Below are 25,043 nucleotides of genomic sequence, written 5' to 3'. Positions count from 1 at the left end.
CTTGCTCTCCTGTGTCTCTTAGATTTCTTTTACTTTGACTGAAATCTTCCGGTTTTCTTTTTTGCTTGATTGCTTGTATAAGATAAGGATGCGTCCAATTTTTTGAACCGTATCCACACCAATTTCTTCTTCCAAGATTTCCGCTACTTCATGGATATTCTCATCCGTATTTTGAAGGAGGGTCACCTTGATCAGTTCGCGCGCATCTAGCGCTTGGCGCACACTGGTTTTGATTTGGTCATTGAGCCCGTTTTTCCCGATTTGGATAATGGGTTTGAGGCTGTGGGCTTGGCTGTTGAGGAAAGCCCGTTGTTTAGATGTTAATGTCATGCTTTTTCAATATTTCTTTTTTGATACTTTTCTGATGTGGTGGCGGTCGTCAGCGACCTCCTAGCGGAGTTCCATGACTTAAATTTGAGCCTAAAGTCTTAAATTTTCCGCGCCTAAGTAGTAAAATATCTACTTAGGCTTTCACCACAACGAAAAGTATCCTTTCTAGGCTCGTTGCACTCGCCCAGTCTATAAAGAAACTATTTCCTTTCAAATTTTTAAATAATAGCTTTGCGGGTGACGACGGCAACGCCTTCTGGTGCCCAGACGGCTACTTTGGCTTCCCCATTGACGCGGATCCAGCCGAGTCCAGAGATGACGAGGTCTGTCTTGTCCTTGATGGTAAACTCATGAGAAACCAAGGGTGGGAACTCTTCTTTTTCTTTGCTATTAGGTGGAGTTAGCAAGCCACCAACATGCTTGTCATAAAAAGCGGTCGCTCCTTCTAGCTTGGTTCGATGAAGCTTGAGTTCGTTATCAAAGAAGGCAGTAAAACCTTGCTTTTCCCCCTTGATAAAGTCAAAGCGTCCCAAGCCACCCAAGAAGAGAGTCTGCTCTGGATTGAGCTGATAAGTCTTGGGTTTGATTTCCTTTTTAGGGCTGACATACTTGAGGTTTTTCGCAGTCAAGTAGTGAGCCATCTGGTGGCGATGAATAATCCCCGGTGTATCGTAGATGTAGGATCCATCGTCCAATGGGATTTCAATCTTGTCCAGTGTCGTTCCTGGGAAGCGAGAGGTCGTGATGATATCCTTGTCACCAGTGATTTCCTGGATAATCGCATTGATGAGGGTCGATTTCCCTACATTGGTTACCCCCACCACATAGACATCACGACCCTTACGGTACTGTTCAATCTTTTCCATCAAATCCTTGATGGCACTCTTGTTTTGGGCAGAGGTGAGGACCACATCGACAGGACGCATGCCTTCTTCGTGGGCCCGCTCCATCAACCAATGCGTCACTTTGCTATCCTTGACAGACTTGGGCAAGATGTCTTTTTTATTTCCGACTAAAAGGACATCATTACCTGCTACAAAGCGCGGTAAGCCAGGAATGACAGAGCCATTAAAGTCAAAAATATCGACTACATTGACCACGAGAGCATCACTATCTCCTACTTCGTGAAGGAGTTTTAGGAAATCATCATCTGTCAGATGCACATCTGTGATTTCATTGTAGTGACGTAGACGGAAACAGCGTTGGCAATAGACTTCGCCTGTTTCCAAGCCCTTTTCAAGAGCTGATTGGGGAGTATAGCCTATCCCCTCTTTGTTTTCTGTCTGAATGGGCGCTCCACAGCCAATACAGAATAATTCTTCCATTCTTAAATTCCTTTTTTGTATACAATCGGACCATATTTTTCGGCCATTTGCTTCATGACACGGCGTTCACGCGCCCGGTTGATCTGGGTCTTGATGGAGTCATGCTCAACCAAAGGCTTGACCAAAATCGAGCGAATGCCTGCACGATGGGCAGCCCGGATATCCGTCATCAGTTGATCCCCGACCATGACCACTTCATTTTTCTCATAGTGGAAACGTTTGAGGGCACGATCAATCCCAAAGGTAAAGGGCTTGAGCGACCAGGCTTCATAGTCAATATCAAATTTTTCTACCGCACGCTTGACCCGTTTGGGACTATTATTGGACACCACGATAACCCGAATCCCGCCATCACGAAGGTCGTGCAACCACTGGCGCATCTCAGGAGTCCCATCCGGATTATTCCAAGCAATCAAGGTATTATCCAAATCCACAAGGACCGCCTTAATGCCTTGTTTTTTCAAGTCTGCAACGGTGAGATCATAGGCTGCTTCCACCGCAAAATCTGGTTTGTAATTTTCGATTGACACGTTTTTCTCCATTTTTTATATTCTCTTCATTGTAGCATAAATAGACGTATTTTGCACTTGCTTCGTTGTCTCCCCTTTGTAAGAGGACCCATTCTATCTCTTTGATATTCCCTAAAATAGACAAAATCGTTACAAAGTTCCAAAAACGTGGTATAGTAGAAGAAAAAAAATACGCGGAAGAGTTATGATAACAAAAGAAAAAAAATTGAGGGAGGTCTCCCCTCTCCTACAAAAAATCATCAATTGGTCCTCCATCATTGGAGCCCTGGCAACCCTTGCTTTCTGTATCTGGGCCTACTTTGCTGGCATTCTCCAATCCAAAGAAACTTTGTCGGCTTTTATTCTCCAAGCAGGTATCTTCGGGCCACCTCTCTTTATCTTTCTTCAGATCCTTCAAACAGTGGTGCCTATTATCCCCGGTGCCTTAACATCTGTCGCTGGTGTCTTTATCTATGGCCACATCATTGGGACCATCTACAACTACATCGGAATTGTCATTGGCTGTGCCATCATCTTCCATCTCGCGAGAATGTACGGGCCTAAATTTGTCCAGTCTATGGTCAGCCAGAAGACTTACGACAAGTATATTAACTGGCTCAACGAAGGCAAGCGGTTTGATCGTTTCTTCATCTTCATGATGATCTGGCCTATCAGTCCAGCGGACTTTCTCTGCATGCTAGCTGGATTAACCAATATGACCTTTAAGCGCTACATGACCATTATTATTCTCTGTAAACCGATTACTCTGGTCATCTACACTTATGGTCTCACCTATATCATCGACTATTTCTGGCAAATGATTTAAAAAAGATGTTGGGAAAACACCCAGCATCTTTTTTTATAGAATTCCTTTTTCTTTTTGAATAATGAAGTCCTTTAGAGTGATCAGGAGGACCGCTAACAGAATCATGCCCATACCCAAGAAGTCAATCATAAAGAAATGCTCCTTCATAATGATAAAGGCAAAGAAAACTGCCGAAATTGGCTCAATAGAGGCTAATAAGCTTCCCTTTACAGCTCCGACCAAAGAGGTCCCTTTAAGAAAGGCTGTGTAGGCAAAAATCGTTCCAATAACAACCAAACCAAAAAGAGCCATCAAGGTATCCAGTCTGTAGTTTCCAGAAAAAGAAAGAAGACCACTAAAAGGAATCATCAGAATTCCTGGAATGACCATCCCAACTCCAATCACCAGCATACTTCCCCATTTTTTAATTAAATTAAGAGGAAGGACAATATACAGAGCATAAGCAAAGGCTGAAACCACTCCCCAAGCCAGACCTTTAGGATTAATGGCCAGTTGGTTGACTTGACCGTGTGTTGCAATTAAGAAAGTGCCACCAATCGCTAACAGCATGGAAGCTACTTCCGCAAGAGTAGGAGCTACTCTATCCTTGATACAGGTATAGGATAAAATCCCCACTGGACAGAGATACTGCAAAACGGTGGCAGTCCCAGCATTGGTTTCTGCAATCGCCTCTAAATAGGTCAATTGAGTTAGTAACAATCCTAAAAATGAAAAAACGAGAAGGGGAAGGTAGGAAGATTTATCTTTAGCAAAGGCTAATACCTTCTCTTTATCCGCTACGTAAGATAATATAATAAGGACAATGCCTGAAAAAAGTAGACGAAAATTAGTTAACCCTATAGCTGAAAAACCATGTGCCATCAAATATTGCCCGCTAACACCAGAAAGCCCCCAAGCAATTCCAGCAATCACAGTCATCAAGGTTCCTTTGAAAGATGTAGACATGTTGCCTCCACAAATATTATTTACATCCTAATTGTAACATAAAAACCAGCCCAAATGGACTGGTTTTATTCATAAAATATACTAATTTACGGCTCAACCAAAATCTTGATTTGCGATTTATCTTGCGTTAATTCGATAAAGCCATCTTGAACAATATTTTCCAATTTGATTTTCTTAGTAACTAATTTCTCAGCAGAGAAGTAGCCTTGTTCCATCAATTCCAATACTTTAGGGAAGATGTGGCGATAAGCGATAATCCCTTTAAGAGTCTTTTCTTGAATGGCGAATTCATTTGGATTGATGCTCGCTTCGCGTTCCCAAATAGAAACAACCATACACTCACCAGCCTTATGAACTGCTGCAAGAGCTTGTCCAAGAACAACAGGAACCCCTGTTACTTCATAAGACACATCCGCTCCACCATCCGTCAAGCGATGAATGGCTTCAACGATTGATTCACCTTCTTCTGGACGAACTACAATGGCACCTAGCTCTTCTGCTTTTGCTTGACGTTCAGGAGACAATTCAACTGCATAGATTTTTGATGCTCCTGCTGCACGAAGGGCTTCAACAATCAAAAGACCGATTGGACCCAAGCCAAAGATAACGGCTGTATCCCCAGTTTTCAATGCAGATTGACGAACGGCATAAACAGCAACAGCTGCAGGTTCTGTAAGAGCCGCTTGCTCGTAGCTCAAGCTATCTGGAATCACATGCACAAGATCACCATCAAGCACACAATACTTCGCAAAACCACCATCTGCTGCTAAACCAACAAAGTTCAAGTTTGGATCAAGGTTGTAGTCACCGATTAGGTTATGTTTTGCCAAAATTGGTTCAATCGTCACACGATCCCCAACTTTGACACGAGTCACATCGCTTCCAACCTCAACAATTTCTCCAGCAAACTCGTGACCAAGGGTAACGGGTGCTTTTTGACCAGAATAAACATGCTCTTCTGTTGGAATGAAGATTGGCCCATCCAAGTATTCATGCAAGTCTGTTCCACAGATTCCCGTGAATTTGACCGCAACCTTTACTTGATGAGGTTCTACTTTAGGGACTTCCACTTCCTCGATACGAACGTCCTTCTTGCCATGCCAGCGAGCAGCTTTCATTGTTTCCATATGTTTCTCCTATTTTTCCATGAATTGCAATTCCCTTTCAGGAAACCCGACAACTATATTGTAAGCCTTTTCACAAACTTTGTCAAGAAGAAACAGACGGTTAATATCTTAATTATCAATCCGAGATGACTCTAATTTCCAACCGACAATCCAGCCCAGAACAAGAAGATAATTTTCAAAAGCTCCAATAACATTTACTGGCAAATGATAGTTGAGATAAGCAAATAAATGATTGGTCCCAATCCCAAGCCCACCAATGATCAAGGCCAATAGTACCGTTCGAAGATAGAACCAATCATATTTGAGATTGACAGCAATGAGAATCACAAGAACTGCCACATTCCAAATCCCAATCTCCCGCTGCCAACCGACAGAAACACCATATCCCGAATGACTTCCCATATAGGATGGAAAGAAGAGCTGAAAAATAATGGCTCCAGACATGGCGATGATAACTAGGACAAATAAGGCTCTTAAAAATTTGTTCATGTAACTTCTCCTAATGCTAGTTGATATGTAATGGTCTTTCCTATTCTAACACAATTTTATGGATAGTAAAAACCAACCTCTCGGCTGGTTTTTTTCTCTATTACTCTTCTTTCAACTTCGCCAATTCTTGGGCAAGTAGTTTGAGGGCTACTTGTGGGTTGGCTTGGCCTTTGGTTGCTTTCATGAGGAAGCCTGTGAAGGCCTTGTCCGCATTCCGTTTCCCTGACTTGAAGTCGGCTACGGCTGCTTCATTGTCTGCGAAGACTTGGTGGATGATTGGAATCAAGACTTCAGGGTCTGAAATCTGTACCAATCCAGCTTTTTCGACGTATTCACGCGCACCGCCACCATTTTTCGCCAAATGAACGAAGACTTTCTTGGCAATCTTAGAAGAGATGGTTCCATCTTCAATGATGGCAATCATTTCGACCAAGTTTTCTGGTGTCAATTGGATTTCTTCAAGCGTTTTACCTTCGGCGTTCAAGAATTGTGCGACTTCACCTTGCAGCCAGTTAGACACTTGCTTGGCATCTCCACCAAGGGCTACCGCTGCTTCAAAGAAGTCAGAAGTAACTTTCGTAGCTGTCAATTGGTTGGCATCATAGTCAGACAAGCCAAGCTCTGCCACATAGCGAGCACGACGATCTTTTGGAAACTCTGGCAATTCTGTGCGCATTTCCTCAATCCACTCATCTGAGATTTCATACAATGGAAGGTCTGGTTCTGGGAAGTAACGGTAATCCGCTGCTCCTTCTTTGACACGCATAAGGATAGTGCTCTTGTTGGCTTCATCATAACGGCGTGTTTCTTGACGAATAACACCACCTGAGCGCAAGATTTTCGCTTGGCGTTGCACTTCGTATTCAAGACCTTTACGGACGTTTGAGAATGAGTTCAAGTTTTTCAACTCCGTCTTGGTACCAAATTCCTCTTGACCGTATGGGCGAAGGGAAATGTTGGCATCCACACGCATCGATCCTTCTTCCATCTTGACGTCTGAAATACCAGTATATTGGATGACTTCTTTCAAAGCTGTCAAATAGGCGTAGGCTTCTTCTGGAGAACGCATATCTGCTTCAGATACGATTTCGATCAATGGAACTCCTTGACGGTTGAGGTCTACATAAGAGAAACCGTCTGTTCCGTGCGTGTTCTTACCGGCATCTTCTTCCAAGTGGGCCCGTTCAATCCCGATTTTCTTAGTTGAACCATCTTCCAATTGCACTTCAATCCAACCGTTATAACCGATTGGCTCGTCAAATTGCGAAATTTGGTAAGCCTTTGGATTATCAGGGTAGAAGTAGTTCTTACGATCAAAGTGCATGTGCTGATGGATATCCATATTCAGTGCCAAAGCAGCCTTGATACCAGCATCCACAACACCCTTGTTCAAGACAGGAAGCACACCTGGGAAAGACCAGTCAATCACATTGGTGTTGGCATTTTGCTCATTCCCAAAGTGGGCAGAGGTTGGTGAGAAAATTTTTGAGTTTGTATTCAATTCAACGTGGACTTCAAGTCCGATGACTGTTTCAAAGTTCATTAATTGTCACCTCCGAAAATAAGGGGTTGTTGCTTGTGGTAATCCGTCGTAGCTTCAAAGGCCGCTGCAGCCTGGTAGATGGTTTCTTCAGAATACTTAGGACCAATCAACTGCAAACCAACTGGAAGACCTTGAGCAAAACCTGCAGGAATCGAAATCCCTGGGAGACCTGCCAAGTTGACTGGAATGGTCAAGAGGTCAGCCAAGTACATGGCAACCGGGTCGTGGTTGAGCGAATCCAAATCAAAGGCTACGCTTGGAGCTGTTGGACCAAGAATGAGGTCGTAATCCGCAAAGACTTTTTCGAAGTCTTGGATAATGAGGGTACGAACTTGACCAGCTTTCTTGTAGTAGGCATCGTAGTAACCAGATGACAAACTAAAGGTACCCAGCATGATCCGGCGTTTGACCTCATCACCAAAGCCTTGACTACGAGTATTCACGTAGATGTCATCCAAGTTTTTAGCATCTTCCGCACGGAAACCATAGCGAATCCCGTCGAAACGTTGCAAGTTTGAAGAAGCTTCAGATGAAGCGATGATGTAGTAAACGGCAACCCCGTATTTAGAATGAGGCAGGCTAACTTCTTCGACAGTTGCTCCCAATTTTTCAAAGTGTTTGGCCGCATTAAGGATGGTTTCTTTGACTTCTGGGTCAATCCCTTCACCGAGGTATTCCTTAGGAAGGGCAATCTTCATGCCTTTAATGTCTTGACCAATCTTAGAAGTAAAGTCTGCTACACGAACAGGCGCAGATGTTGAATCTTTGACATCTTCACTGGCAATGACATTGAGCAAGAGGGCATTTTCCTTGACCGTTGGTGCAAATGGTCCAATTTGGTCTAGTGAGCTACCAAAGGCAATGAGACCAAAACGTGAAACTGTTCCATAAGTTGGTTTGAGACCAACAATCCCGTTGAAGGCAGCTGGTTGGCGGATAGAACCACCAGTATCTGAACCAAGGGACAAACGGACTTGACCTGAAGCTACAGCAGCTGCTGAACCACTAGAAGATCCACCAGGCACCTTACTGTGGTCCCATGCATTCTTGGTTGGTCCATAATATGAAGTTTCACCAGATCCACCCATGGCAAATTCATCCATGTTGGTCTTCCCGATGACAATCATATCTTTAGCTTTGGCATTGGCAACAGCTGTCGCATCAAAGATTGGCTCGTAGTTATAGAGCATTTTTGATGCCGCAGTCGTCAAGATACCATCTGTTGAGATATTGTCTTTGACCGCGAGCGGAATCCCTGATAGGAGGTTGTCTGCATCGATTCCTTTTTCATCAATAGTCTTGGCTTGTGCAAGGGCAGCTTCTTCGGCCACCGTTACAAAGGCATTGATTGCTTCTTCACGCGCCTTGATATCATCAAGCGTCGCTTGGGTCAATTCGGTTGCTGAAATTTCCTTAGAGACAAGGAGGTCGTGCAACTCTTCAATGGTTTTATGGTTGAATGACATTAGGCATCTCCTCCATCTTCTAGGATAGCTGGTACCTTGATGTAGTAATTATCTTTTTCAGGTACATTTTTAAACAAACGGTCACGGTCCGTCCCTTTTTCAGCAACATCCGGACGCAATACGGTCTTACGATCCGCCATGGTTGTTGTTGGAGCCACACCGTTTGTGTCCACTTCTTCCAACAATTCCACCATGTCGACAATCTTAGACAAGGTTGTCGCAAACTCAGCTGTCTCTTCTGGAGAGAATTTCAATTTTGAAAGATTGGCAACGTGGGTTACCTCTTCTTGCGTAATTTTCATCTTGCTTCCTTTCGTGAAATGATGATTTCTCAATACCCTCTATTTTACCATATTTTTAGTATTTATGCGGTAGTTTGGCAAGAAAATAGAGTCCGAGGAAGGCTAGGCATTAGGCCATTCTCCTCGAACTCTAATCTTACAATTCTTCTAATTGTTCATTCACCACTTTTGCTCCCAAAACATGTTTGAAATGATTTAAAGCAAACTGGTGGTTTTCAGGAGTGAGCGACGCCACAGCAGGCGCGACCACTTCGATCTGATAGCCCAGATTATAGGCATCTACTGCTGTATGGAGGACACAAATGTCCGTTAAGACTCCCGTCAAAATAACCGTATCTACGCCACGTTCCCGGAGGCGGATATCCAGATCAGTTCCTGAAAAAGCAGAATAATGACGCTTGTCCATCCAAAAGACGCGTGGATCCGCTTTGTGCTCCCGATAAAAATCAGCTAAGGGACCATACAAATCCCGTCCACTAGTCCCAATGATATTATGAGGTGGGAAGAGCTTGCTTTCTGGATGAAAGGGATCGTCTACATCATGAGCATCAATCGCAAAAAAGACATAGGCCCCTTGGTCAAAGGCTAACTGGGTCACCTGGGCAATGCTCTCAGAAATAGCTTGTGCAGGAGCTCCTGCCGTTAGCTTACCTTCATCTGCTACAAAATCAACGGTGTAGTCAATCGAAATTAACGCTTTAGTCATTAGTAATCTCTTTTCTTTATTTCTTCAAAAATATCTGGGATCAAGACTTTGAGGTAGGTTCCCTTCATCCCAAGAGAGCGGCTTTCAATAATACCGGCTGACTCCAGTTTCCGCAGCGCATTGACAATCACAGAGCGGGTAATACCAATCCGATCCGCAATCACGGAAGCAGTTAACTGCCCTTCATTTCCCTTCAATTCACTAAGGATAGCGGAAACTGCCCGCAATTCTGAATAGGACAAGGTATTGACAGCCATATTGACCGCAGTCCGGCGACGAATATTTTTCTCATCTTCCTCTCGTTGGAAGTTCAACATTTGAATCCCAACTACGGTACTAGCAATCTCAACCAAAATCAAATCATCATCCGCAAATTCCTTATCATTGCGCCAAATAATCAAAGACCCCAAACGAATCCCAGATACATGGATGGGAGCAATCGTTGTCAACCCATCAGGAAAATCAGACTTTGTCTCTACTGGAAAGATACTTAAATCGTGATCTACATCTAAATTCGCCTCTGTATCATAGACTAAACTGGCCGCTTTAGCATAATCTTCAGGTAATTTTTTATTGTCAAAAAAAGCCTCAACCCGATCATTATTGGTTTTGTAGCGCATGAAATAACCTAGAAGAGTTCCCTTGCTATTAATAATACAAGCGTTACAATGAATGATGTCAGCCAGTTGACGGGCAATTGCATTATAAGGCATTTCATCTTGCAACTGTTCTTCAGAACGTTTCAAGATAGATGTAATTTTTCTCGTTTTTTCTAATAATTTAGCCATAATAAACCTCGCATATAGTCAGCTAAAGTATATCATATAAGTGGGGGAATTTCAATCAAATTATCTGAAAATTATTTATTTTTTCTACAATTCTATTCAATTCAGAAAAATTAGCCTTATGTAACAAAATATTCGCTGGATTCATTCAAAAAAAAGAAACCGCCTATTAGCGATTTCTCTTACACTTATCGTTTGTATTGTTTTAAGAAACGGGTCATCTTCTCTTGAATTTGAGCCAATTCTTCTACTCGAGGAAGGTAAACAATCCGGAAATGATCTGGCTCTTTCCAGTTAAATCCACGTCCGTGAACCAAGAGAACCTTTTCTTGTTTTAAGAAATTCAAGACAAACTGCTCATCATCATCTACCCGGTACATTTCACGATCAATCTTAGGGAAGATATAGAGACCAGCTTTTGGTTTGACAGCTGAGAGTCCTGGAATATCATTGATAGCCTTGTAGATAAAGTTCCGTTGTTCGTAGATTCGACCGCCTGGAAGCAAGAGTTCGTCCACTGACTGGTAGCCTCCCAAAGAAGTCTGGACCACTTGTTGGGCCAAGACGTTTGAACACAGACGCATATTGGAGAGCATATTCAAACCTTCGATATAGCCCTTCACGTGGTGTTTTGGTCCAGATAAGACCATCCAGCCCACACGGAAGCCCGCTATGCGGTGTGATTTGGACAAACCGTTCATGCTGACACAGAACAAATCTGGCGCGAGACTAGCAATGGCTGTGTGTTTGGCACCATCCATGACCAAGCGATCATAAATTTCATCTGCAAAGATAATCAAGCCATGTTGACGAGCAATTTCGACAATTTCCAACAAAATCTCATCTGGATAGAGAGCTCCGGTTGGGTTATTGGGGTTAATCACGACGATAGCCTTGGTGTTTGAAGTGATTTTCGACTTGATATCATCAATATCAGGATACCACTCAGCCTCTTCATCACAAACATAGTGTACTGCATTTCCACCTGCTAGGCTGACCGCTGCTGTCCAAAGAGGATAGTCTGGCATTGGCACAAGTACTTCATCGCCATTATCCAGCAAGCCTTGCATGGACATCACAATCAACTCACTGACACCATTTCCGATATAGATATCATCAATCTCAACATTCGGAATCTTTTTCAATTGGCTATACTGCATAATGGCCTTACGGGCAGAAAAAATTCCTTTTGAATCCGAATACCCTTCACTATCCCGAGCATTCATAATCAAATCATGAATGACTTCGTCGGGAGCTGTAAACCCAAATTCTGCTGGATTTCCTGTATTTAAGCGAAGGATTTTCTCCCCGTTGGCCCGCATGCGCATCGCTTCTTCTAAGACTGGACCACGAATATCGTAAGCAACGTGCTCTAGCTTGACGGACTTATTGTATTCTTTCATGATTTTTTCCTCACTTTATCAAACTGCTTCCATTATACCACTAGTTAATCTGGAGTACAACTGAGCAACCTCTTTCATTCTCAATGAAATCCTATAGATATCTGATTTGACCTTTACTTTCTATGGTAAAAGGTTTAAAATATAATTATAGGTAACATAAATGGGTTCTTCCATTTCTTTTCACGTTTTCAAGCAGTAAAGGAGGACGGAACATGTCTCAAAAATACGAAAACATCATGGTTGCAGTTGATGGATCTCGCGAAGCTGAACTTGCTTTTGAGAAAGGGGTCAATGTTGCGTTGCGAAACGGATCTAAACTTACCCTTGCTCATGTCGTTGATACACGTGCCTTACAAAGTGTCTCTAGTTTTGATGCTGAGGTGTATGAAGGATTCCAAACAGAAGCTAATGAACTATTAGAAGGGTATATCAAGCGTGCTAAAGAAGCCGGTGTCCAAAACATTGCTTCGGTGATTGAAATGGGGAATCCAAAAGTCCTCTTAGCGACTGATATCCCTGATGCAGAGGGAGTTGATCTCATCATGGTTGGGGCAACTGGTCTAAATGCTTTTGAACGTTTACTAGTTGGGTCTTCCTCTGAATACATTCTCCGCCATGCCAAAGTCGATTTGTTAGTGGTTCGTGAGACAGAAAAGACCTTATAAACTTTATAAAAACCAAAAGGTGTGAAGGAAAACGAATTTCCTCACACCTTTTTATTTTCTTCCGATTCTGCTGTTTTTTCAGAGTAGTGTTTTTGATAAGCTTTGATTTGCCGTTCCAACTCTTTTTGAATGGCTGGCTCAGGTGCATACTTTTCTTCCCAGTCGTTCGGTTTTAAAATTTTATGCGTGACTTCATCAAAGTGAGCCTGACCATCTGGGAAAATCTTCCCCATGTTTGCACGGTGAACAATCTCAAAGACCTCTTCCGGATCGACCCCCATTAGAACAAAACTACCATAAGTCAGATAGAGCGTATCAATCAAGGCATCGACCTGCCCCACCATGGAGATCTCAGCTGGATGCTTGCTACGAACCTTATTGGCTGCCTCATCTAGGGCTTGATGCAAGCTTTCGATTGAACGATCAAAGGTTGCTTCATCCTTGCTCGCTGCCCGAATAAATTCAACCAATTCCTCCTGCTTAAACACGGTTCGGTAAAGAGCCTCTTGATTGTCCCAGGCCTTTGGTTCTTCCTGAGTTTGACCATCCATGAGTTGATGGAAGGCTTTGACCTTATTAAAGTGATCGTCGCGACTAACAAACAGTGACTGATCCGTGATAATGCCAAAATGTTCCAGCGCTTTTTGGATCCCGTCTTTGGTATTACTGGTCGTCGTATGCTGAGCTACTTCTTTGACCCTGCTGGTTCCATTGCCCATCGCAATCGATAAGCCAACACCCGAGAGCATTTCCAAGTCATTATCTGAATCTCCAAAGGCCATCACCTGGTCCATTGAAAATCCAAATTCTTCTCCTACGATCCGAATCCCTTCCAATTTTGAGTTGTCTGGATTGATAACGTCCGCCGCAAAGGGGCTGGAACGCGTAAATTTTAATTCAGGAAAAGCTTGCTCAACTTTTTGAGTGTCTTTAGGACTAGCTAATAAGAGAACCTGATAAACCGGTCCTTGGGCAATTTGTTGCAGTTGCTTTTGATCCTGAGGGACAGCCTTGCTAACCACCTTGTTGAAGCCCTGACTAACTGCCTTCGAAAAGCCTTTTGGTACAAAACGTGCAGACCATAGAGAAATAGGACTCAGACCAAAACTCATAATGCGAGAACCTTCAACTCCATCTTCTGTTCCTAAGGCGATCTCAATGCGATGGTTTTTTGCGTAGTCAATCAAGTCATGCAGATTCTTCTTATCAATTGGAGAAGCAGATAAGACCTTGTCCTTGGTAAAAATATACTGACCATTATAGGTGACCGCAAAATCAAAGTCATAGCGCTCGATAAAAGGACGGACAAAGAAGGGTCCTCGCCCTGTTGCCAAACCAACAAAAATTCCTTGTTCCTTTAAGGCGCGAATGGCTTTTTCAGTTGACTTCAAGACCATTCGACTATCATTGACCAAGGTTCCGTCAATGTCAAAAAAGACCGCTTTTATTTCCATGATGACTGCTTTCTTTCCGTTTTATGATACAATAAATTATAACACACATTCCAAGGAGACACACATGATTAAGAAAATTTTGGCCCTTCATACAGGAGGGACCATCTCCATGCAGGCGGATGACTCTGGAGCTGTCGTGACCAATTCATCCAACCCCATGAACCATATTGATCTGTCACTGGCAGGGGTTGAGCTTACTTCAGAAGATTTTTTAAATTTACCCAGCCCTCATGTAACTCCTCAGCACATGTTACAACTCTATCATAAGATTCAGAAAGAGGCTTCCCAGTATGATGGGATTGTCATTACCCATGGTACCGATACTCTTGAAGAAACAGCCTACTTCTTAGATACCATGGACTTGCCAACTATTTCAGTAGTCTTAACAGGAGCCATGAGAAGCTCCAATGAATTAGGAAGCGACGGCGTCTATAACTATCTGACCGCCATCCGAGTAGCAGCAGATCCCAAATCACAAGACAAGGGTGTCTTGGTCGTGATGAATGATGAAGTCCATGCAGCCAAGTACGTGACCAAAACACATACCACCAATGTCAGCACCTTCCAGACCCCCACACATGGCCCTCTAGGCTTGGTCATGAAAAAAGAAGTTCTTTTCTTCAAAACAGCTGAACCCCGTGTGCGTTTTGATTTGCAAGAAATCAAGGGAGTTGTCCCCATCATTTCAGCCTATGCTGGCATGAAAACAGAACTCCTTGACCTACTAGATGTCCAACAAATGGATGGTTTGATCATTGAAGCCTTTGGTGCAGGAAATCTTCCTAAGGAAGTAGCTGAGAAACTCTTTGAATTTCAAGAGGCTGGCCTTCCTATTGCCTTGGTTTCCCGTTGCTTCAATGGAATTGCGGAACCTGTCTATGCTTACGATGGAGGTGGAGTCAAACTTCACGAGCACGGCATCTTCTTTGTCAAAGAGCTCAATGCAGCTAAGGCCCGGCTGAAGCTCCTTATTGCTCTCAATGCCGGATTAAAAGGCGATGAATTAAGAGACTATATAGAAGGTTAAAATAACAATAGAAGGTGTGATGGTGGATACATCCGCCTTTTAAATTTAAAAATAGCTTTGATGGACTGAGATAATGATTGACAAGATGAATTTCAACATGGTTCGCATAGCTAGGACCTCTTTTCTATTTTTTACGATTATAGGTCCACAAACTTAAAATAAGATAAAAAGCTAAGAAAATCTTAGCTTTTTAAATATAGTCAAACTATTATTTTACATAAAACGGCTAGTTACTCTTCAAAAATGACTTATTTTGCCATTTAAGAAGATTAAAAACTTTCCGCCGTAAGAAAAGTGCCTGAAACACAATAGTTTCAGGCACTCGGGAGTTTTGAGACCTTAGGCTCAAAACTAAGTCATGGAACTTCTTCGAAGTTCGCTGACGTCCACACTCACCTAAGGGAAGTTTTTCAGAAGACTTTATCTTCAATCTTAAAACTAAGAAAATCTTAGCTTTTTTTATTCTTTCTTAATCTAAGTGTTCTTTCTGTTCCAAATGTAGAGACAGACAGTGCCAATCTGGATGCTCTCGCCAATTAGGAGTTGTGACCACCTGAACAGCTACCTTTCGTGCCTCCTCTAAGATTGGATAATCTTCAATGAGGTTGGCCACTTGAAATTCTGGTATACCTGATTGACGCGTTCCAAAGATTTCCCCAGAGCCTCGTAGCTTGAGGTCTTCTTCTGCCAAGACAAACCCATTGGTGGTTTCGGTCATGATTTTCATCCGACGCTTACCAGATTCTGTTTTGGGATTGGCAACTAATACTGCGTAAGACTGCTTATCACCACGCCCTACCCGACCTCTCAACTGGTGCAATTGGCTCAAACCAAAGCGGTCTGCATCCATGATAATCATGACGGTAGCATTGGGAACATTGACGCCGACCTCGATTACAGTTGTAGAAACTAGTAAGTCAATTTCTCCCTGCTTAAAGGCCTGCATAATGGCCTCTTTTTCTTCCCCCTTCATCTTACCATGAAGGAGAGAAATACGGGCTCGGTCTCCAAAATAAGCAATCAATTCTTCCTCTAGAGCAATAGCATTTTTGAGGTCCAAGGCTTCCGACTCTTCAATCAAGGGAGAAATGACGTAGGCTTGGGAGCCTTTTTGAATTTCTTTGACCAGCCAATCAAAGACTAAATTTAACTGTTGATGCTTGACCCAGCGGGTGATAATCTCTTTTCGACCTGCTGGCATTTGGTCGATAATCGAAACATCCATATCTCCAAAAGCAGTGATTGCCAGAGTTCGGGGAATTGGGGTCGCTGTCATCATCAAGACATCCGGATTTTGGCCCTTTTCACGCAGGATCCGTCTTTGGGCTACACCGAAACGGTGCTGCTCATCAATAATGACCAATCCGAGATCATGAAAACGAACCCCCTCCTGAATCAAGGCATGGGTTCCCACAATAAGGTCCACTTGCCCTGTCTGAACAAATTCCAAGCGTTCTCGTCTCTCCGCAGCTTTTAGACTGCCTGTCAAAAGAAGAATTCTAAGACTAGGAAAGAGAGAGGTCAAACTTTGTAAATGTTGCTCGGCTAGGATTTCGGTCGGTACCATCAAGGCCGCTTGCTTGCCAGCTGTTACAGCAGCATACATGGCCAGTCCAGCAACGACGGTCTTCCCGCTTCCGACATCTCCTTGCAAGAGACGATTCATGTGGTAAGGAGAACGCATATCTGCTAGAATTTCGTTCAGACTTCGCTCCTGAGCTTCTGTCAACGTAAAAGGAAGCTTAGCTTGAAGAGCTTTTAGCTTCTTCTTATCCCAATCCAAGACGATTCCCTGTCCGACGGAACGATTTTCTTCCTTCAAGACCTGCAGTTGCAATTGGAAAAAGAGCAATTCTTCAAATTTCACTCGTCTCAAGGCCTGCTTATATTCTTCAAGATCCTTGGGAAAATGCATGGCCCTGACTGATTGTCTGCGAGAAAGCAAGTGGTACTTGTCCATTAAGATTTGAGGGAGATTTTCTTCCAATAGCTGATCCAAGCCTGCTTCAAAAGCCGTCTTGATAACCTTTACTAAAGCTGACTGGCTCACCCCTTGAGATAAGCGGTAGACCGGTTGAAGGTCATCTTCGACTTGGGCTAACAGCTTCATCCCTGTCAAAGCTCCCTTGGCCTTATCCCATTTACCAAATACAGCTACTGTTTGCCCTAGTTCAATCTTGTCCGCTAGATAGGGCTGGTTAAAGAAACTAACTGCTAGGACCAGCTCCCCTTGTTTAATGGTAAAGCGAAGACGGTTACGCTTGTAACCATAATACTGGACATTGGCTGGGGTGGCAACAATTCCAGAAACAACTGCTTTTTCTCCATCTTCCAGATCTAAAACATTTTTTGATTTAAAATCTTCATACCGAAATGGGAAGTAGAGCAAGAGGTCCTCAACCGTTTCGATTCCCAATTTCTTGTATTTTTCTGCTGATTTCGGTCCAATTCCTGGCAGGACAGAAAGCGGTTGGTGTAAGTTCATTCTTTCCTCCTAGATAAGAAAGGAGGCTGGGACCACCGTCATCAACCTCTTTCATCTCGAACTTTTTATAAAAGGAAGCTGGGAAAAGACAAACAACTTACTTCCCACTGTCTTCCTTTGTTGGACGATAAACTCTTGGTACGCGATCACTCAAGACACAAACAACCTCATAGTTGATCGTGCCTCGATAGACTGCTACATCCGTTGTCGTTATAGCTAGATCACCATCCCTTCCGATCAATACTACCTTAGTCCCAATCGGGTAGGCCTTCGGTAGGCGAATGGTAATTTGGTCCATGGATACGCGACCGACAATCGGGCAGAATTGCCCATCAACAAGGACATGAAAACCTTGCATATCTCTGGTCCAGCCATCTGCATAGCCAATTGGAATGGTCCCAATCCACTCTTCCTCACTAGTCTGATAGGTCGCTCCATAGCCAACTGTCTGCCCCACTTCTAGTGGTTTGATATGGACCAATTCTGTTTCCAGACTCAGAGCAGGACGGATGCTATAGGGAAGCTCTAACTCTCTTCCACTTGGATTGAGACCATACATGACATCGCCCAGTCGGACAGCATTAAAAATGGTATCAGCATGCCATAAAGTTGTTGCTGAATTGCTGGCATGAACGATTTTCGGAGTATAGGGCAAGAGCTCCAACAAGCTCTTAAATCGTTGCAACTGGCCTTGGAAATGCCGGTCATCTTTCTCATCAGCTGTAGCAAAATGAGTAAAGATCCCTTCCACTTCTGCTCCATGGTCTCTTAATAAGATCATAGCTTCCTGCAAGTCTTCTGCCGAACGAAAACCAATTCGTCCCATTCCTGAATCCACTTTAATATGAACCTTCAACCCAGTCAAATCAGACTTTTCAGCCAACAATGCTTTCAACCACTCGAGACTAGCCACTGTATAACGAATTTCCTCTTTGATGGCAATCGCAACGTGTTCTACTGGTGCAACGCCCAAAATTAAGATCGGCTTTTCACCTGCTACTTGGCGAACTTCCAAGGCTTCATCTAGGTTGGAGACACAAAAAGCATCTACTAGTGGCAATAAACGTTCTACCACTGGCTCAACCCCATGGCCGTATGCATTTGCCTTGACAACTGCAAAGGTCAAGGTCTCTTTCGGAATATGGGCTTGTATTTGTTGAACATTATAGGCAATAGCCTCTACATCCACATATGCTCGCGTTGGTCTATGTATACTAGCTTTCATTTCTTTCCTCCAAAATGACACTGGTCGAAACTAAATCGCCTGAGTGACTAATCGATACCCAAATCTTTCCACTAAAAGGAGCTTTTGAAAAATAGGGAGCTCCTTTTTGATTGGTTAGAATTTCCAGATCCTGAAATCCTACTGGACCAATTCCTGTTCCCCAAGCCTTGGAAAAGGCTTCTTTGGCAGACCATCGACCTGCCAGGTATTCCATTTTTCTTTTTCCAGATAATTGGTCGAACCGTTCTCGTTCCGTCTCTGTCAATACCTTGGAAGCAAATCTCGGATGTCTCTGGTAGGCTTGTTCAATGGATTGGATCGATTCGATATCTATCCCATGTCCAACAATCATATCTTTTCCTCTTTAATGATTTTCTATCAGCAACTCTATTTAAGAAGGAAAGGGCTGAGAATATTTTCTCCAGCCCTCTCCTTTTATTCAGCTACATACTGATAAATTTCTCGTACTAAGCTTTCTGTCTTTTCCCAACCCAAGCATGGGTCTGTGATCGATTGACCAAATACTTCTGGTTGATCTTGACGACCGTCCTCTAGATAAGATTCAATCATAAATCCACGGACTACATCATGGATAATTGGATTCCAGCTACGATTTGTAAGGGTTTCTCTGACAATGCGAATCTGCTCAGCAAATTTCTTCCCAGAATTATCATGATTGGTATCAACCAGGATAAATGGATGTTGCAAGCCCAAGGCCTGGTAACGATGCGCAGCTTCTAGCAGATCTTCATAGTGGTAGTTTGGAATGTTTTTCCCATTCGCGTCTAAAGCTCCACGCAGAATAGCATGTCCGAATGGATTTCCACTTGTCTCCACAGAACGACCATTATAGAAGAAATGGTGCCCATGTTGTGCAGCATAAATTGCATTAAACATAACCGACAGATTTCCAGACGTTGGATTTTTCAATCCAGTTGGGACTGAGATGCCACTCGCCACAAATCGATGGCCTTGATCTTCTACAGAACGTGCCCCAATAGCAACATAAGAAAGGAGATCCTCAACAAATGGGTAAGTCTCTGGATACAACAGTTCATCTGCTGTTGTCAAACCAGTTTCGGTAATCACTCGATGATGCAGGCGACGAACCGCCTTTAAGCCAGCTACAAAACTAGGTTCTGAAGCAGTATCCGGCTGATGCATCAAGCCTTTATAGCCATCTCCATTGGTCCGAGGTTTAGCAGTGTAGACCCGCATCACAATGAAGACCCGATCTTGAACTTCTTCTTGAAGGGCTGCAAGGCGACGAGCATATTCCATCACTGCTTCCTCATTATCTGATGAACATGGTCCCATCACAAGCAAAATCCGCTTGTCTTCCCCCTTCAAAATAGAGGCTAGTTCACGGTCACGCGCTTCTTTGCGAGCTAAATGTTTACCTTCTAAGCAATAAAGAGAGGTTACTGCTGTTTCATCAATGATTGGGCTAGTAACTGTAAAAGACATAGGCTGATCCTTTCATCCGATTAGAGTTTTTTACCGTGGCAGTTTTTAAATTTCTTACCAGATCCACATGGACAGATGTCATTGCGTTTAATTTGACTCAAATCAAGATCTTCTGGTAAATCAGTTTTTTGAGCGGCAATATTACGAGTCGCTGTCGTTGAAATACTGTGTTCTGTACGTGGACGCTCTTGTTCATGGATTTGAGCTTTCATCATCAAACGAGTCACATCAAACTCGATGGAGCCAATCATATCGTTGAACATACGGAATCCTTCTGATTGGTATTCAACCACAGGATTGTTTTGTGCATAACCACGGAGACCAACAGCATTACGCAATTGATCCAAGGCATCGATGTGATCGGTCCATTTGCTATCCACAACACGAAGGATCAAGACTTTTTGGAATTCTCTGACTGCTTCTTCATCGCGTAATTTCGCTACTTGGTTTTCATAAACCTCTTCAGCACGTTTGTACAAGTAATCAATCACATCTTTATCAGATTTGCCTTCAATATCGCTCTCAGAAATAGTATCTTCAGGGACCAAATTGTATTTGGCAAAGTTCAGAATAGCTTCGATCCGTTCTTCCTTGCTTGAGTGGCTAGCTCCTTCAACGATCCGTTTAATGGTCCGTTTGATCATGGCCTTGATTTCTGGCGCCAAATCACGATCCGCTGTAATGACATCATAGCGTTGAGAGTAGATAATCTCGCGTTGTTCCCGCATAACATCATCATACTGAAGGACTTGCTTACGAGTGTCATAGTTGTTCCCTTCCACTCGTTTTTGAGCTGCTTCAACTTGGCGTGTAAACATGTTAGATCTGATGACAGATTCTTCTTCGCTTAGTTTGAAGCGGTCTAGCAAGGCTTTGATGCGCTCTGAACCGAAACGACGCATCAACTCATCTTCAAGAGAAAGGTAGAATTGAGATTCACCTGGATCCCCTTGACGTCCAGAACGTCCACGCAACTGGTTATCAATACGACGGCTTTCATGACGCTCTGTACCAATCACACAAAGTCCACCGAGTTCACGAACCCCTTCACCGAGCTTGATATCGGTACCACGTCCGGCCATGTTGGTCGCGATGGTAACGGCACCACGTTGACCAGCGTTCATGATGATTTGCGCTTCTTTGTAGTGGTTTTTCGCATTCAAGACTTCGTGAGGAACGCCTGCTTCAACCAAGAGGCGGGATAGGTAGTCACTGGTTTCAACTGCAACGGTACCCACCAAGACTGGTTGTCCTTTTTCATAGCGAGCTTTTACATCTTCTACTACAGCTTTAAACTTCGATTTCAAGCTTGGGTAGAGAAGGTCCGGATGGTCAATACGAGCAATCGGACGATTAGTTGGAATTGGAATAACGCGAATGTTGTAGATTTCACGGAATTCTTCTTCTTCTGTTTTACCAGTACCTGTCATCCCTGAAAGTTTCTTGTACATCCGGAAGAGGTTTTGGTAAGTAATAGAAGCGGATGTTTTGGTTTCTTCTTGGACTGGTACACCTTCTTTAGCCTCAATCGCTTGGTGCAAGCCGTCAGAATAACGACGACCTTCCATGGTACGACCTGTAAATTGGTCGACGATCAAGATTTCTTGATCTTCACTGACTACATAGTCGATATCCAAAATCATGATGTAGTTAGCACGGAGGGCATTGTCGATGTAGTGTGTTAAGGCAACATTTTCAATGTCGTACAAGTTTTCAAGATTAAAGTAACTTTCAGCCTTATCAATTCCAGAATCTGACAAACCAATCGTTTTTGAAGGGACATCAATAATATAGTCTTCTTTTTCCAAAGATTTTACATAGGTATCCGCCATGTGATAGAGTTGACTAGTTTCTGTAGAAGTCTGACCTGAAACAATCAATGGCGTACGGGCTTCATCAATTAAGATGGAGTCTACCTCATCAACCAAGGCATAATACAAAGGACGTTGTACCATATTTTCGGCACGAACAACCATGTTGTCACGCAAGTAGTCAAAACCTATTTCCGCGTTGGTTGAATAAGTGATGTCACAAGCATAAGCTTCTTGTTTTTCAGACGGTGATTTTGCAGCCAAGTTGATCCCAACTGAAAGACCTAGCCATGAGTACAACTCACCCATCTCAGTCGCATCACGTTCTGTCAGGTATTCATTGACAGTGACAACGTGAACTCCTTGGCCAGATAGGGCATTCAAATATACCGGCATGGTCGCAGTCAAGGTTTTTCCTTCCCCTGTACGCATTTCTGGAACGTCACCATGGTGAAGAACAATACCCCCCATGACCTGTACTTTATAAGGGAACAAGCCCAAGACACGCTTGGCACCTTCGCGAACTACCGCAAAAGCTTCATACAGAAGGTCATCCAATGATTCACCATCTTGGTAGCGTTGCTTGAACTCTTCTGTTTTCGCTTTCAGTTCATCATCTGACAAGGCAGCCATTTGATCTTCGTATGAGAAGACCTTGTCTGCCATCTTTTCCAATCGTCTTAATTCACCTTTATCATTTTCGATAATTGTTTTTAATAAATTAGCCATTAGTTTCCTTACTTTTCAAATTTCTTAAATTTTAAACGTTCTCTTTATTGTAGCATTTTTTAAACATTTTTTCAAGATTAAGGCTGTATCTTACAAGACTTTCGAGTGGTTTTTTCGTGTGAGAAAATCCAAAAAGATGGCTGCTCAAGCAGACATCTGAAAGTGAAGACAAACTGTTCATTGATACAAATCTAATAAATTCTATAAAAATTATACTCGTTAGAATTATTCAATCATCTACTAAAACTTTGTTTTTAATCCGAATCACCTCTATAGTAGACATCTCTTCTTTATGCGATAGTTATTCAGACAAATGGTAAGAATAGCTTGCCACAACCACTTCTTCATGCCAACGAAGCGCATACTTCAATTTCAAACTCATTTGGTTGTGGAGAATATTTTGCCAATGTTTTTTAGGGATGAATTGAGGAACTAAGACTGTGACGGTGTTCCCTTTTTCCTTGGCCTCCTCAGCTACTTTTGAGACAAATTCAACTGTTGGTTGGATAATATCCCGGTAACTTGTCATAACATTTTCAAAGCGAATATGAGGGAAATAATGTTTGAATTCTTCTGCTACCTCTGCATCCTTGACCTTGGTTTCTTCCGTTGAGACGTGCATGGCTATGACATCGTTTCCTAGGCTATTTGCATAACTCATAGCTCCCACACTTACCTGAGTGACATTCCCAACAAGGACAATGACAGTATTGCCCGCGTAATTTGTCTTTTCGATCTTCCTTCCCAAACGCAATTGAGCCGCAACTTTATCATAGTGATTGCGAATACTTAAGAACATCCAAAGTAAAAGACCGATTATAGGGAAGAAAGGCCAAATCTCACTCAGACGGAACAACAAGAGGATCAAGACAATCCCATAACAGATAGCAGCCCCGAGGATATTAGCCAGCGAATACTTGAGAAATCCTTTTTGATATTGGCGTTTCCAATGAATGACCATCCCTGTTTGAGAAAGGGCAAAAGGAATGAAGACCCCAATGGTATACAGCGGAATCAAGCTTTCTGTTTGTCCATCAAAGATCAAGAGCAAGACGATGGCACCAATCGCCAAGGTCAAAATCCCATTGGAATAGCCCAGACGATCTCCTTTTTCCATATACATGTGTGGCATGTATTTGTTTTTAGCCATGTTAAAGGCCAACATTGGAAAGGCTGAGAAACCAGTATTCGCAGCTACTGCCAGGATCAAGGCTGTTGATAATTGAAAGACGTAAAAGAAGGCTTGACCGACTGGGGAATTCCCTAAGATGGCTTGGGCCATTTGGGCTAGAGTTGTTACCCCTTTTGCCGGAACAACACCCACCCAGTAATTAAGGAAGGTAATCCCTGCAAACATGATCCCCAAAATCAAAGCCATAATGGTCAAAGTAGAGGCAGCATTCTTTGCTTTTGGTTTCTTAAAGAAGGGAACCGAATTGGAGATGGCTTCAACCCCTGTTAGGGAAGCTGATCCACTCGTAAAGGCTCGCAACAAGAGAATAATGCTAACCCCTGAAATAGTTTGGCCAACATGCGCAGTCGCGTTATAGGCCAAATGCCCTGTCAAAATTTGGATTACGCCATAGCCGATTAAGGCAATGGTACTGACGATGAACAGGTAGACCGGAATCATCAAGGATGTGGCCGATTCGCGCAGTCCCCGAAGGTTCATCAGCATCAAAAGCAAGACCAACAAAATGGAAATGTGAAGATTATAAGGATGAAGAGAGGGAATCGCTGACGTGATGGCATCTGCACCGGAAGAAACAGATACCGCTACTGTCAGCATGTAGTCAACCAATAGACTTCCACCAGCTATCAACCCCGCTTTGGGAGACAGGTTCTCCGAAGTCACCATATAGGCTCCTCCCCCTTGAGGGTAGGCATGAATGACCTGACGATAAGAAATCGTTAAACTGGCTAGAAGAACCAGGACCACAATCCCAATTGGAATGGACCACCAAATGGCTCCTGCTGATACGGTCATCAAGACCAGGATAACTTGCTCTGGACCATAGGCAATAGAAGAAAGTGCGTCACTAGAGAGCATAGCCAAGGCCTGCATTTTCCCTAGCAATCCTCCTTCACCTTCTGCACCAGATTTCAACGGACGGCCAATAAACCATTTTTTCAATGTTGAAAACATAAAAAACTCCTTGAAAAAAGATCATGAGGCCGGGAATTCCCTGCCTCTTTTTCATAAAACAGGGGTTATTCTACTCCTTTTTTTCAAGACTGTCAACTTAAATTATGAAATTTTCATAAAGTTTTCATTGTCTTCATTCATTCGAGCTCTCTTAGATCTGCCCGCTTCTTTTCAAATTGATCCAAGCAAAAAACGAGGCTGGGACAAAAATCCTAGCCTCTCAATTATTTTTGGATTGTCGAGCAAGACGCAGTGGTTGAGTGGGCTCTACTACGCTG

General features: G+C 43.1%; 22 protein-coding genes and 1 pseudogene. 4 read left to right on the top strand and 19 right to left on the bottom strand.

The genetic code is table 11. From position 1 onward, the window contains the following. Positions 1–18: 18 nt before the first annotated feature. The 3 genes from yhbY to ADF75_RS08550 form a co-directional block, all read right to left on the bottom strand. Positions 19–330: a ribosome assembly RNA-binding protein YhbY gene (yhbY, locus tag ADF75_RS08560; protein WP_006595720.1), complete on the bottom strand. Its 312-nt coding sequence runs from the start codon at positions 328–330 to the stop codon at positions 19–21. Positions 331–548: 218 nt separating this feature from the next. Continuing rightward, complete coding sequence (gene yqeH / locus ADF75_RS08555) at positions 549–1,655, bottom strand: ribosome biogenesis GTPase YqeH (protein WP_048789823.1); 1,107 nt, start codon at positions 1,653–1,655, stop codon at positions 549–551. 2 nt (positions 1,656–1,657) lie between these two features. Beyond that, entirely contained in the window at positions 1,658–2,185 is a 528-nt protein-coding gene (locus tag ADF75_RS08550; RefSeq protein ID WP_045759146.1) for a YqeG family HAD IIIA-type phosphatase, read from the bottom strand. A gap of 184 nt (positions 2,186–2,369) precedes the next feature. Here ADF75_RS08550 and ADF75_RS08545 point away from each other — a divergent pair, with 184 nt between their 5' ends. Next, the gene (locus ADF75_RS08545) at positions 2,370–2,990 is read left to right on the top strand and encodes a TVP38/TMEM64 family protein (RefSeq protein ID WP_048789822.1); all 621 of its coding nucleotides are present in this window, start codon (positions 2,370–2,372) and stop codon (positions 2,988–2,990) included. A gap of 33 nt (positions 2,991–3,023) precedes the next feature. Here the strand turns inward: ADF75_RS08545 and ADF75_RS08540 are convergent, their stop codons facing one another. From ADF75_RS08540 to ADF75_RS08500, 9 genes are all read right to left on the bottom strand, one after another. Further along, the gene (locus tag ADF75_RS08540; protein ID WP_048789821.1) at positions 3,024–3,935 is read right to left on the bottom strand and encodes a DMT family transporter; all 912 of its coding nucleotides are present in this window, start codon (positions 3,933–3,935) and stop codon (positions 3,024–3,026) included. Between the two features lie 86 nt (positions 3,936–4,021). Then, a complete protein-coding gene (locus ADF75_RS08535) occupies positions 4,022–5,062 on the bottom strand; it encodes a 2,3-butanediol dehydrogenase (protein ID WP_048789820.1) in 1,041 nt (346 codons plus the stop codon). 108 nt (positions 5,063–5,170) lie between these two features. Beyond that, entirely contained in the window at positions 5,171–5,551 is a 381-nt protein-coding gene (locus ADF75_RS08530) for a hypothetical protein (protein ID WP_048789819.1), read from the bottom strand. Between the two features lie 100 nt (positions 5,552–5,651). After that, complete coding sequence (gene gatB / locus ADF75_RS08525) at positions 5,652–7,094, bottom strand: Asp-tRNA(Asn)/Glu-tRNA(Gln) amidotransferase subunit GatB (protein ID WP_048789818.1); 1,443 nt, start codon at positions 7,092–7,094, stop codon at positions 5,652–5,654. Continuing rightward, positions 7,094–8,560, bottom strand: coding sequence for an Asp-tRNA(Asn)/Glu-tRNA(Gln) amidotransferase subunit GatA (gatA, locus tag ADF75_RS08520; protein ID WP_048789817.1), 1,467 nt, complete (start codon positions 8,558–8,560; stop codon positions 7,094–7,096). Before gatA ends, gatB begins: the two co-directional genes overlap by 1 nt. Beyond that, positions 8,560–8,862, bottom strand: coding sequence for an Asp-tRNA(Asn)/Glu-tRNA(Gln) amidotransferase subunit GatC (gene gatC, locus ADF75_RS08515; RefSeq protein WP_048789816.1), 303 nt, complete (start codon positions 8,860–8,862; stop codon positions 8,560–8,562). The genes gatA and gatC overlap by 1 nt, the downstream gene beginning before the upstream one ends. Before the next feature lie 136 nt (positions 8,863–8,998). Beyond that, the gene (locus ADF75_RS08510) at positions 8,999–9,568 is read right to left on the bottom strand and encodes a cysteine hydrolase family protein (protein ID WP_048789815.1); all 570 of its coding nucleotides are present in this window, start codon (positions 9,566–9,568) and stop codon (positions 8,999–9,001) included. Continuing rightward, complete coding sequence (gene codY, locus ADF75_RS08505) at positions 9,568–10,356, bottom strand: GTP-sensing pleiotropic transcriptional regulator CodY (RefSeq protein WP_048691732.1); 789 nt, start codon at positions 10,354–10,356, stop codon at positions 9,568–9,570. Before codY ends, ADF75_RS08510 begins: the two co-directional genes overlap by 1 nt. A 185-nt stretch (positions 10,357–10,541) precedes the next feature. Beyond that, the gene (locus ADF75_RS08500; protein WP_023024219.1) at positions 10,542–11,756 is read right to left on the bottom strand and encodes a pyridoxal phosphate-dependent aminotransferase; all 1,215 of its coding nucleotides are present in this window, start codon (positions 11,754–11,756) and stop codon (positions 10,542–10,544) included. A gap of 212 nt (positions 11,757–11,968) precedes the next feature. Between ADF75_RS08500 and ADF75_RS08495 the strand changes: the two genes are divergently transcribed. Beyond that, on the top strand, positions 11,969–12,421 hold the full coding sequence (locus ADF75_RS08495) for a universal stress protein (protein WP_048789814.1): 453 nt from the start codon (positions 11,969–11,971) through the stop codon (positions 12,419–12,421). 41 nt (positions 12,422–12,462) lie between these two features. Here ADF75_RS08495 and ADF75_RS08490 read toward each other — a convergent pair whose 3' ends face one another. After that, positions 12,463–13,875, bottom strand: coding sequence for a Cof-type HAD-IIB family hydrolase (locus ADF75_RS08490; protein WP_048789813.1), 1,413 nt, complete (start codon positions 13,873–13,875; stop codon positions 12,463–12,465). A gap of 64 nt (positions 13,876–13,939) precedes the next feature. On the opposite strand from ADF75_RS08490, the gene ADF75_RS08485 reads away from it, so the two are divergent. Beyond that, positions 13,940–14,902 carry an asparaginase gene (locus ADF75_RS08485; RefSeq protein WP_048789812.1) on the top strand — a complete coding sequence of 321 codons (963 nt, stop codon included), beginning with the start codon at positions 13,940–13,942 and terminating at the stop codon, positions 14,900–14,902. Positions 14,903–15,371: 469 nt separating this feature from the next. On the opposite strand, the gene recG is transcribed toward ADF75_RS08485, so the two are convergent. The 6 genes from recG to ADF75_RS08455 all read right to left on the bottom strand — a co-directional run bounded on the left by recG (position 15,372) and on the right by ADF75_RS08455 (position 24,765). Continuing rightward, on the bottom strand, positions 15,372–17,387 hold the full coding sequence (recG, locus tag ADF75_RS08480; RefSeq protein ID WP_048789811.1) for an ATP-dependent DNA helicase RecG: 2,016 nt from the start codon (positions 17,385–17,387) through the stop codon (positions 15,372–15,374). Between the two features lie 97 nt (positions 17,388–17,484). Further along, positions 17,485–18,612, bottom strand: a complete 1,128-nt coding sequence (gene alr / locus ADF75_RS08475) for an alanine racemase (RefSeq protein ID WP_048789810.1) — start codon at positions 18,610–18,612, stop codon at positions 17,485–17,487. Continuing rightward, positions 18,602–18,964 (bottom strand): holo-ACP synthase, encoded by a 363-nt coding sequence (gene acpS / locus ADF75_RS08470; protein WP_006595699.1) that lies wholly within the window; start codon positions 18,962–18,964, stop codon positions 18,602–18,604. The genes alr and acpS overlap by 11 nt, the downstream gene beginning before the upstream one ends. An 83-nt stretch (positions 18,965–19,047) precedes the next feature. Further along, positions 19,048–20,079 carry a 3-deoxy-7-phosphoheptulonate synthase gene (locus ADF75_RS08465; RefSeq protein WP_048789809.1) on the bottom strand — a complete coding sequence of 344 codons (1,032 nt, stop codon included), beginning with the start codon at positions 20,077–20,079 and terminating at the stop codon, positions 19,048–19,050. Positions 20,080–20,099: 20 nt separating this feature from the next. Continuing rightward, positions 20,100–22,619, bottom strand: coding sequence for a preprotein translocase subunit SecA (secA, locus tag ADF75_RS08460; RefSeq protein WP_048789808.1), 2,520 nt, complete (start codon positions 22,617–22,619; stop codon positions 20,100–20,102). Positions 22,620–22,920: 301 nt separating this feature from the next. Beyond that, entirely contained in the window at positions 22,921–24,765 is a 1,845-nt protein-coding gene (locus tag ADF75_RS08455) for an APC family permease (RefSeq protein WP_048789807.1), read from the bottom strand. Between the two features lie 10 nt (positions 24,766–24,775). On the opposite strand from ADF75_RS08455, the pseudogene ADF75_RS10740 reads away from it, so the two are divergent. Further along, positions 24,776–25,043: pseudogene (locus tag ADF75_RS10740) on the top strand (hypothetical protein); the annotation flags it as partial.

This window comes from Streptococcus sp. 1171_SSPC (genome assembly GCF_001069335.1).
Taxonomy (GTDB): domain Bacteria; phylum Bacillota; class Bacilli; order Lactobacillales; family Streptococcaceae; genus Streptococcus; species Streptococcus xiaochunlingii.
The sequence above is the reverse complement of the archived record's forward strand: the minus strand, read 5'-3'. Positions and strand labels throughout refer to the sequence as shown.

Bases quoted from the DNA above. Each gene is read 5' to 3' on its own strand.
- yhbY (WP_006595720.1), bottom strand. From the start codon at position 330: ATGACATTAACATCTAAACAACGGGCTTTCCTCAACAGCCAAGCCCAC.
- yqeH (WP_048789823.1), bottom strand. From the start codon at position 1,655: ATGGAAGAATTATTCTGTATTGGCTGTGGAGCGCCCATTCAGACAGAA.
- ADF75_RS08545 (WP_048789822.1), top strand. From the start codon at position 2,370: ATGATAACAAAAGAAAAAAAATTGAGGGAGGTCTCCCCTCTCCTACAA.
- ADF75_RS08540 (WP_048789821.1), bottom strand. From the start codon at position 3,935: ATGTCTACATCTTTCAAAGGAACCTTGATGACTGTGATTGCTGGAATT.
- ADF75_RS08535 (WP_048789820.1), bottom strand. From the start codon at position 5,062: ATGGAAACAATGAAAGCTGCTCGCTGGCATGGCAAGAAGGACGTTCGT.
- ADF75_RS08530 (WP_048789819.1), bottom strand. From the start codon at position 5,551: ATGAACAAATTTTTAAGAGCCTTATTTGTCCTAGTTATCATCGCCATG.
- gatB (WP_048789818.1), bottom strand. From the start codon at position 7,094: ATGAACTTTGAAACAGTCATCGGACTTGAAGTCCACGTTGAATTGAAT.
- gatA (WP_048789817.1), bottom strand. From the start codon at position 8,560: ATGTCATTCAACCATAAAACCATTGAAGAGTTGCACGACCTCCTTGTC.
- gatC (WP_048789816.1), bottom strand. From the start codon at position 8,862: ATGAAAATTACGCAAGAAGAGGTAACCCACGTTGCCAATCTTTCAAAA.
- ADF75_RS08510 (WP_048789815.1), bottom strand. From the start codon at position 9,568: ATGACTAAAGCGTTAATTTCGATTGACTACACCGTTGATTTTGTAGCA.
- codY (WP_048691732.1), bottom strand. From the start codon at position 10,356: ATGGCTAAATTATTAGAAAAAACGAGAAAAATTACATCTATCTTGAAA.
- ADF75_RS08500 (WP_023024219.1), bottom strand. From the start codon at position 11,756: ATGAAAGAATACAATAAGTCCGTCAAGCTAGAGCACGTTGCTTACGAT.
- ADF75_RS08495 (WP_048789814.1), top strand. From the start codon at position 11,969: ATGTCTCAAAAATACGAAAACATCATGGTTGCAGTTGATGGATCTCGC.
- ADF75_RS08490 (WP_048789813.1), bottom strand. From the start codon at position 13,875: ATGGAAATAAAAGCGGTCTTTTTTGACATTGACGGAACCTTGGTCAAT.
- ADF75_RS08485 (WP_048789812.1), top strand. From the start codon at position 13,940: ATGATTAAGAAAATTTTGGCCCTTCATACAGGAGGGACCATCTCCATG.
- recG (WP_048789811.1), bottom strand. From the start codon at position 17,387: ATGAACTTACACCAACCGCTTTCTGTCCTGCCAGGAATTGGACCGAAA.
- alr (WP_048789810.1), bottom strand. From the start codon at position 18,612: ATGAAAGCTAGTATACATAGACCAACGCGAGCATATGTGGATGTAGAG.
- acpS (WP_006595699.1), bottom strand. From the start codon at position 18,964: ATGATTGTTGGACATGGGATAGATATCGAATCGATCCAATCCATTGAA.
- ADF75_RS08465 (WP_048789809.1), bottom strand. From the start codon at position 20,079: ATGTCTTTTACAGTTACTAGCCCAATCATTGATGAAACAGCAGTAACC.
- secA (WP_048789808.1), bottom strand. From the start codon at position 22,619: ATGGCTAATTTATTAAAAACAATTATCGAAAATGATAAAGGTGAATTA.
- ADF75_RS08455 (WP_048789807.1), bottom strand. From the start codon at position 24,765: ATGTTTTCAACATTGAAAAAATGGTTTATTGGCCGTCCGTTGAAATCT.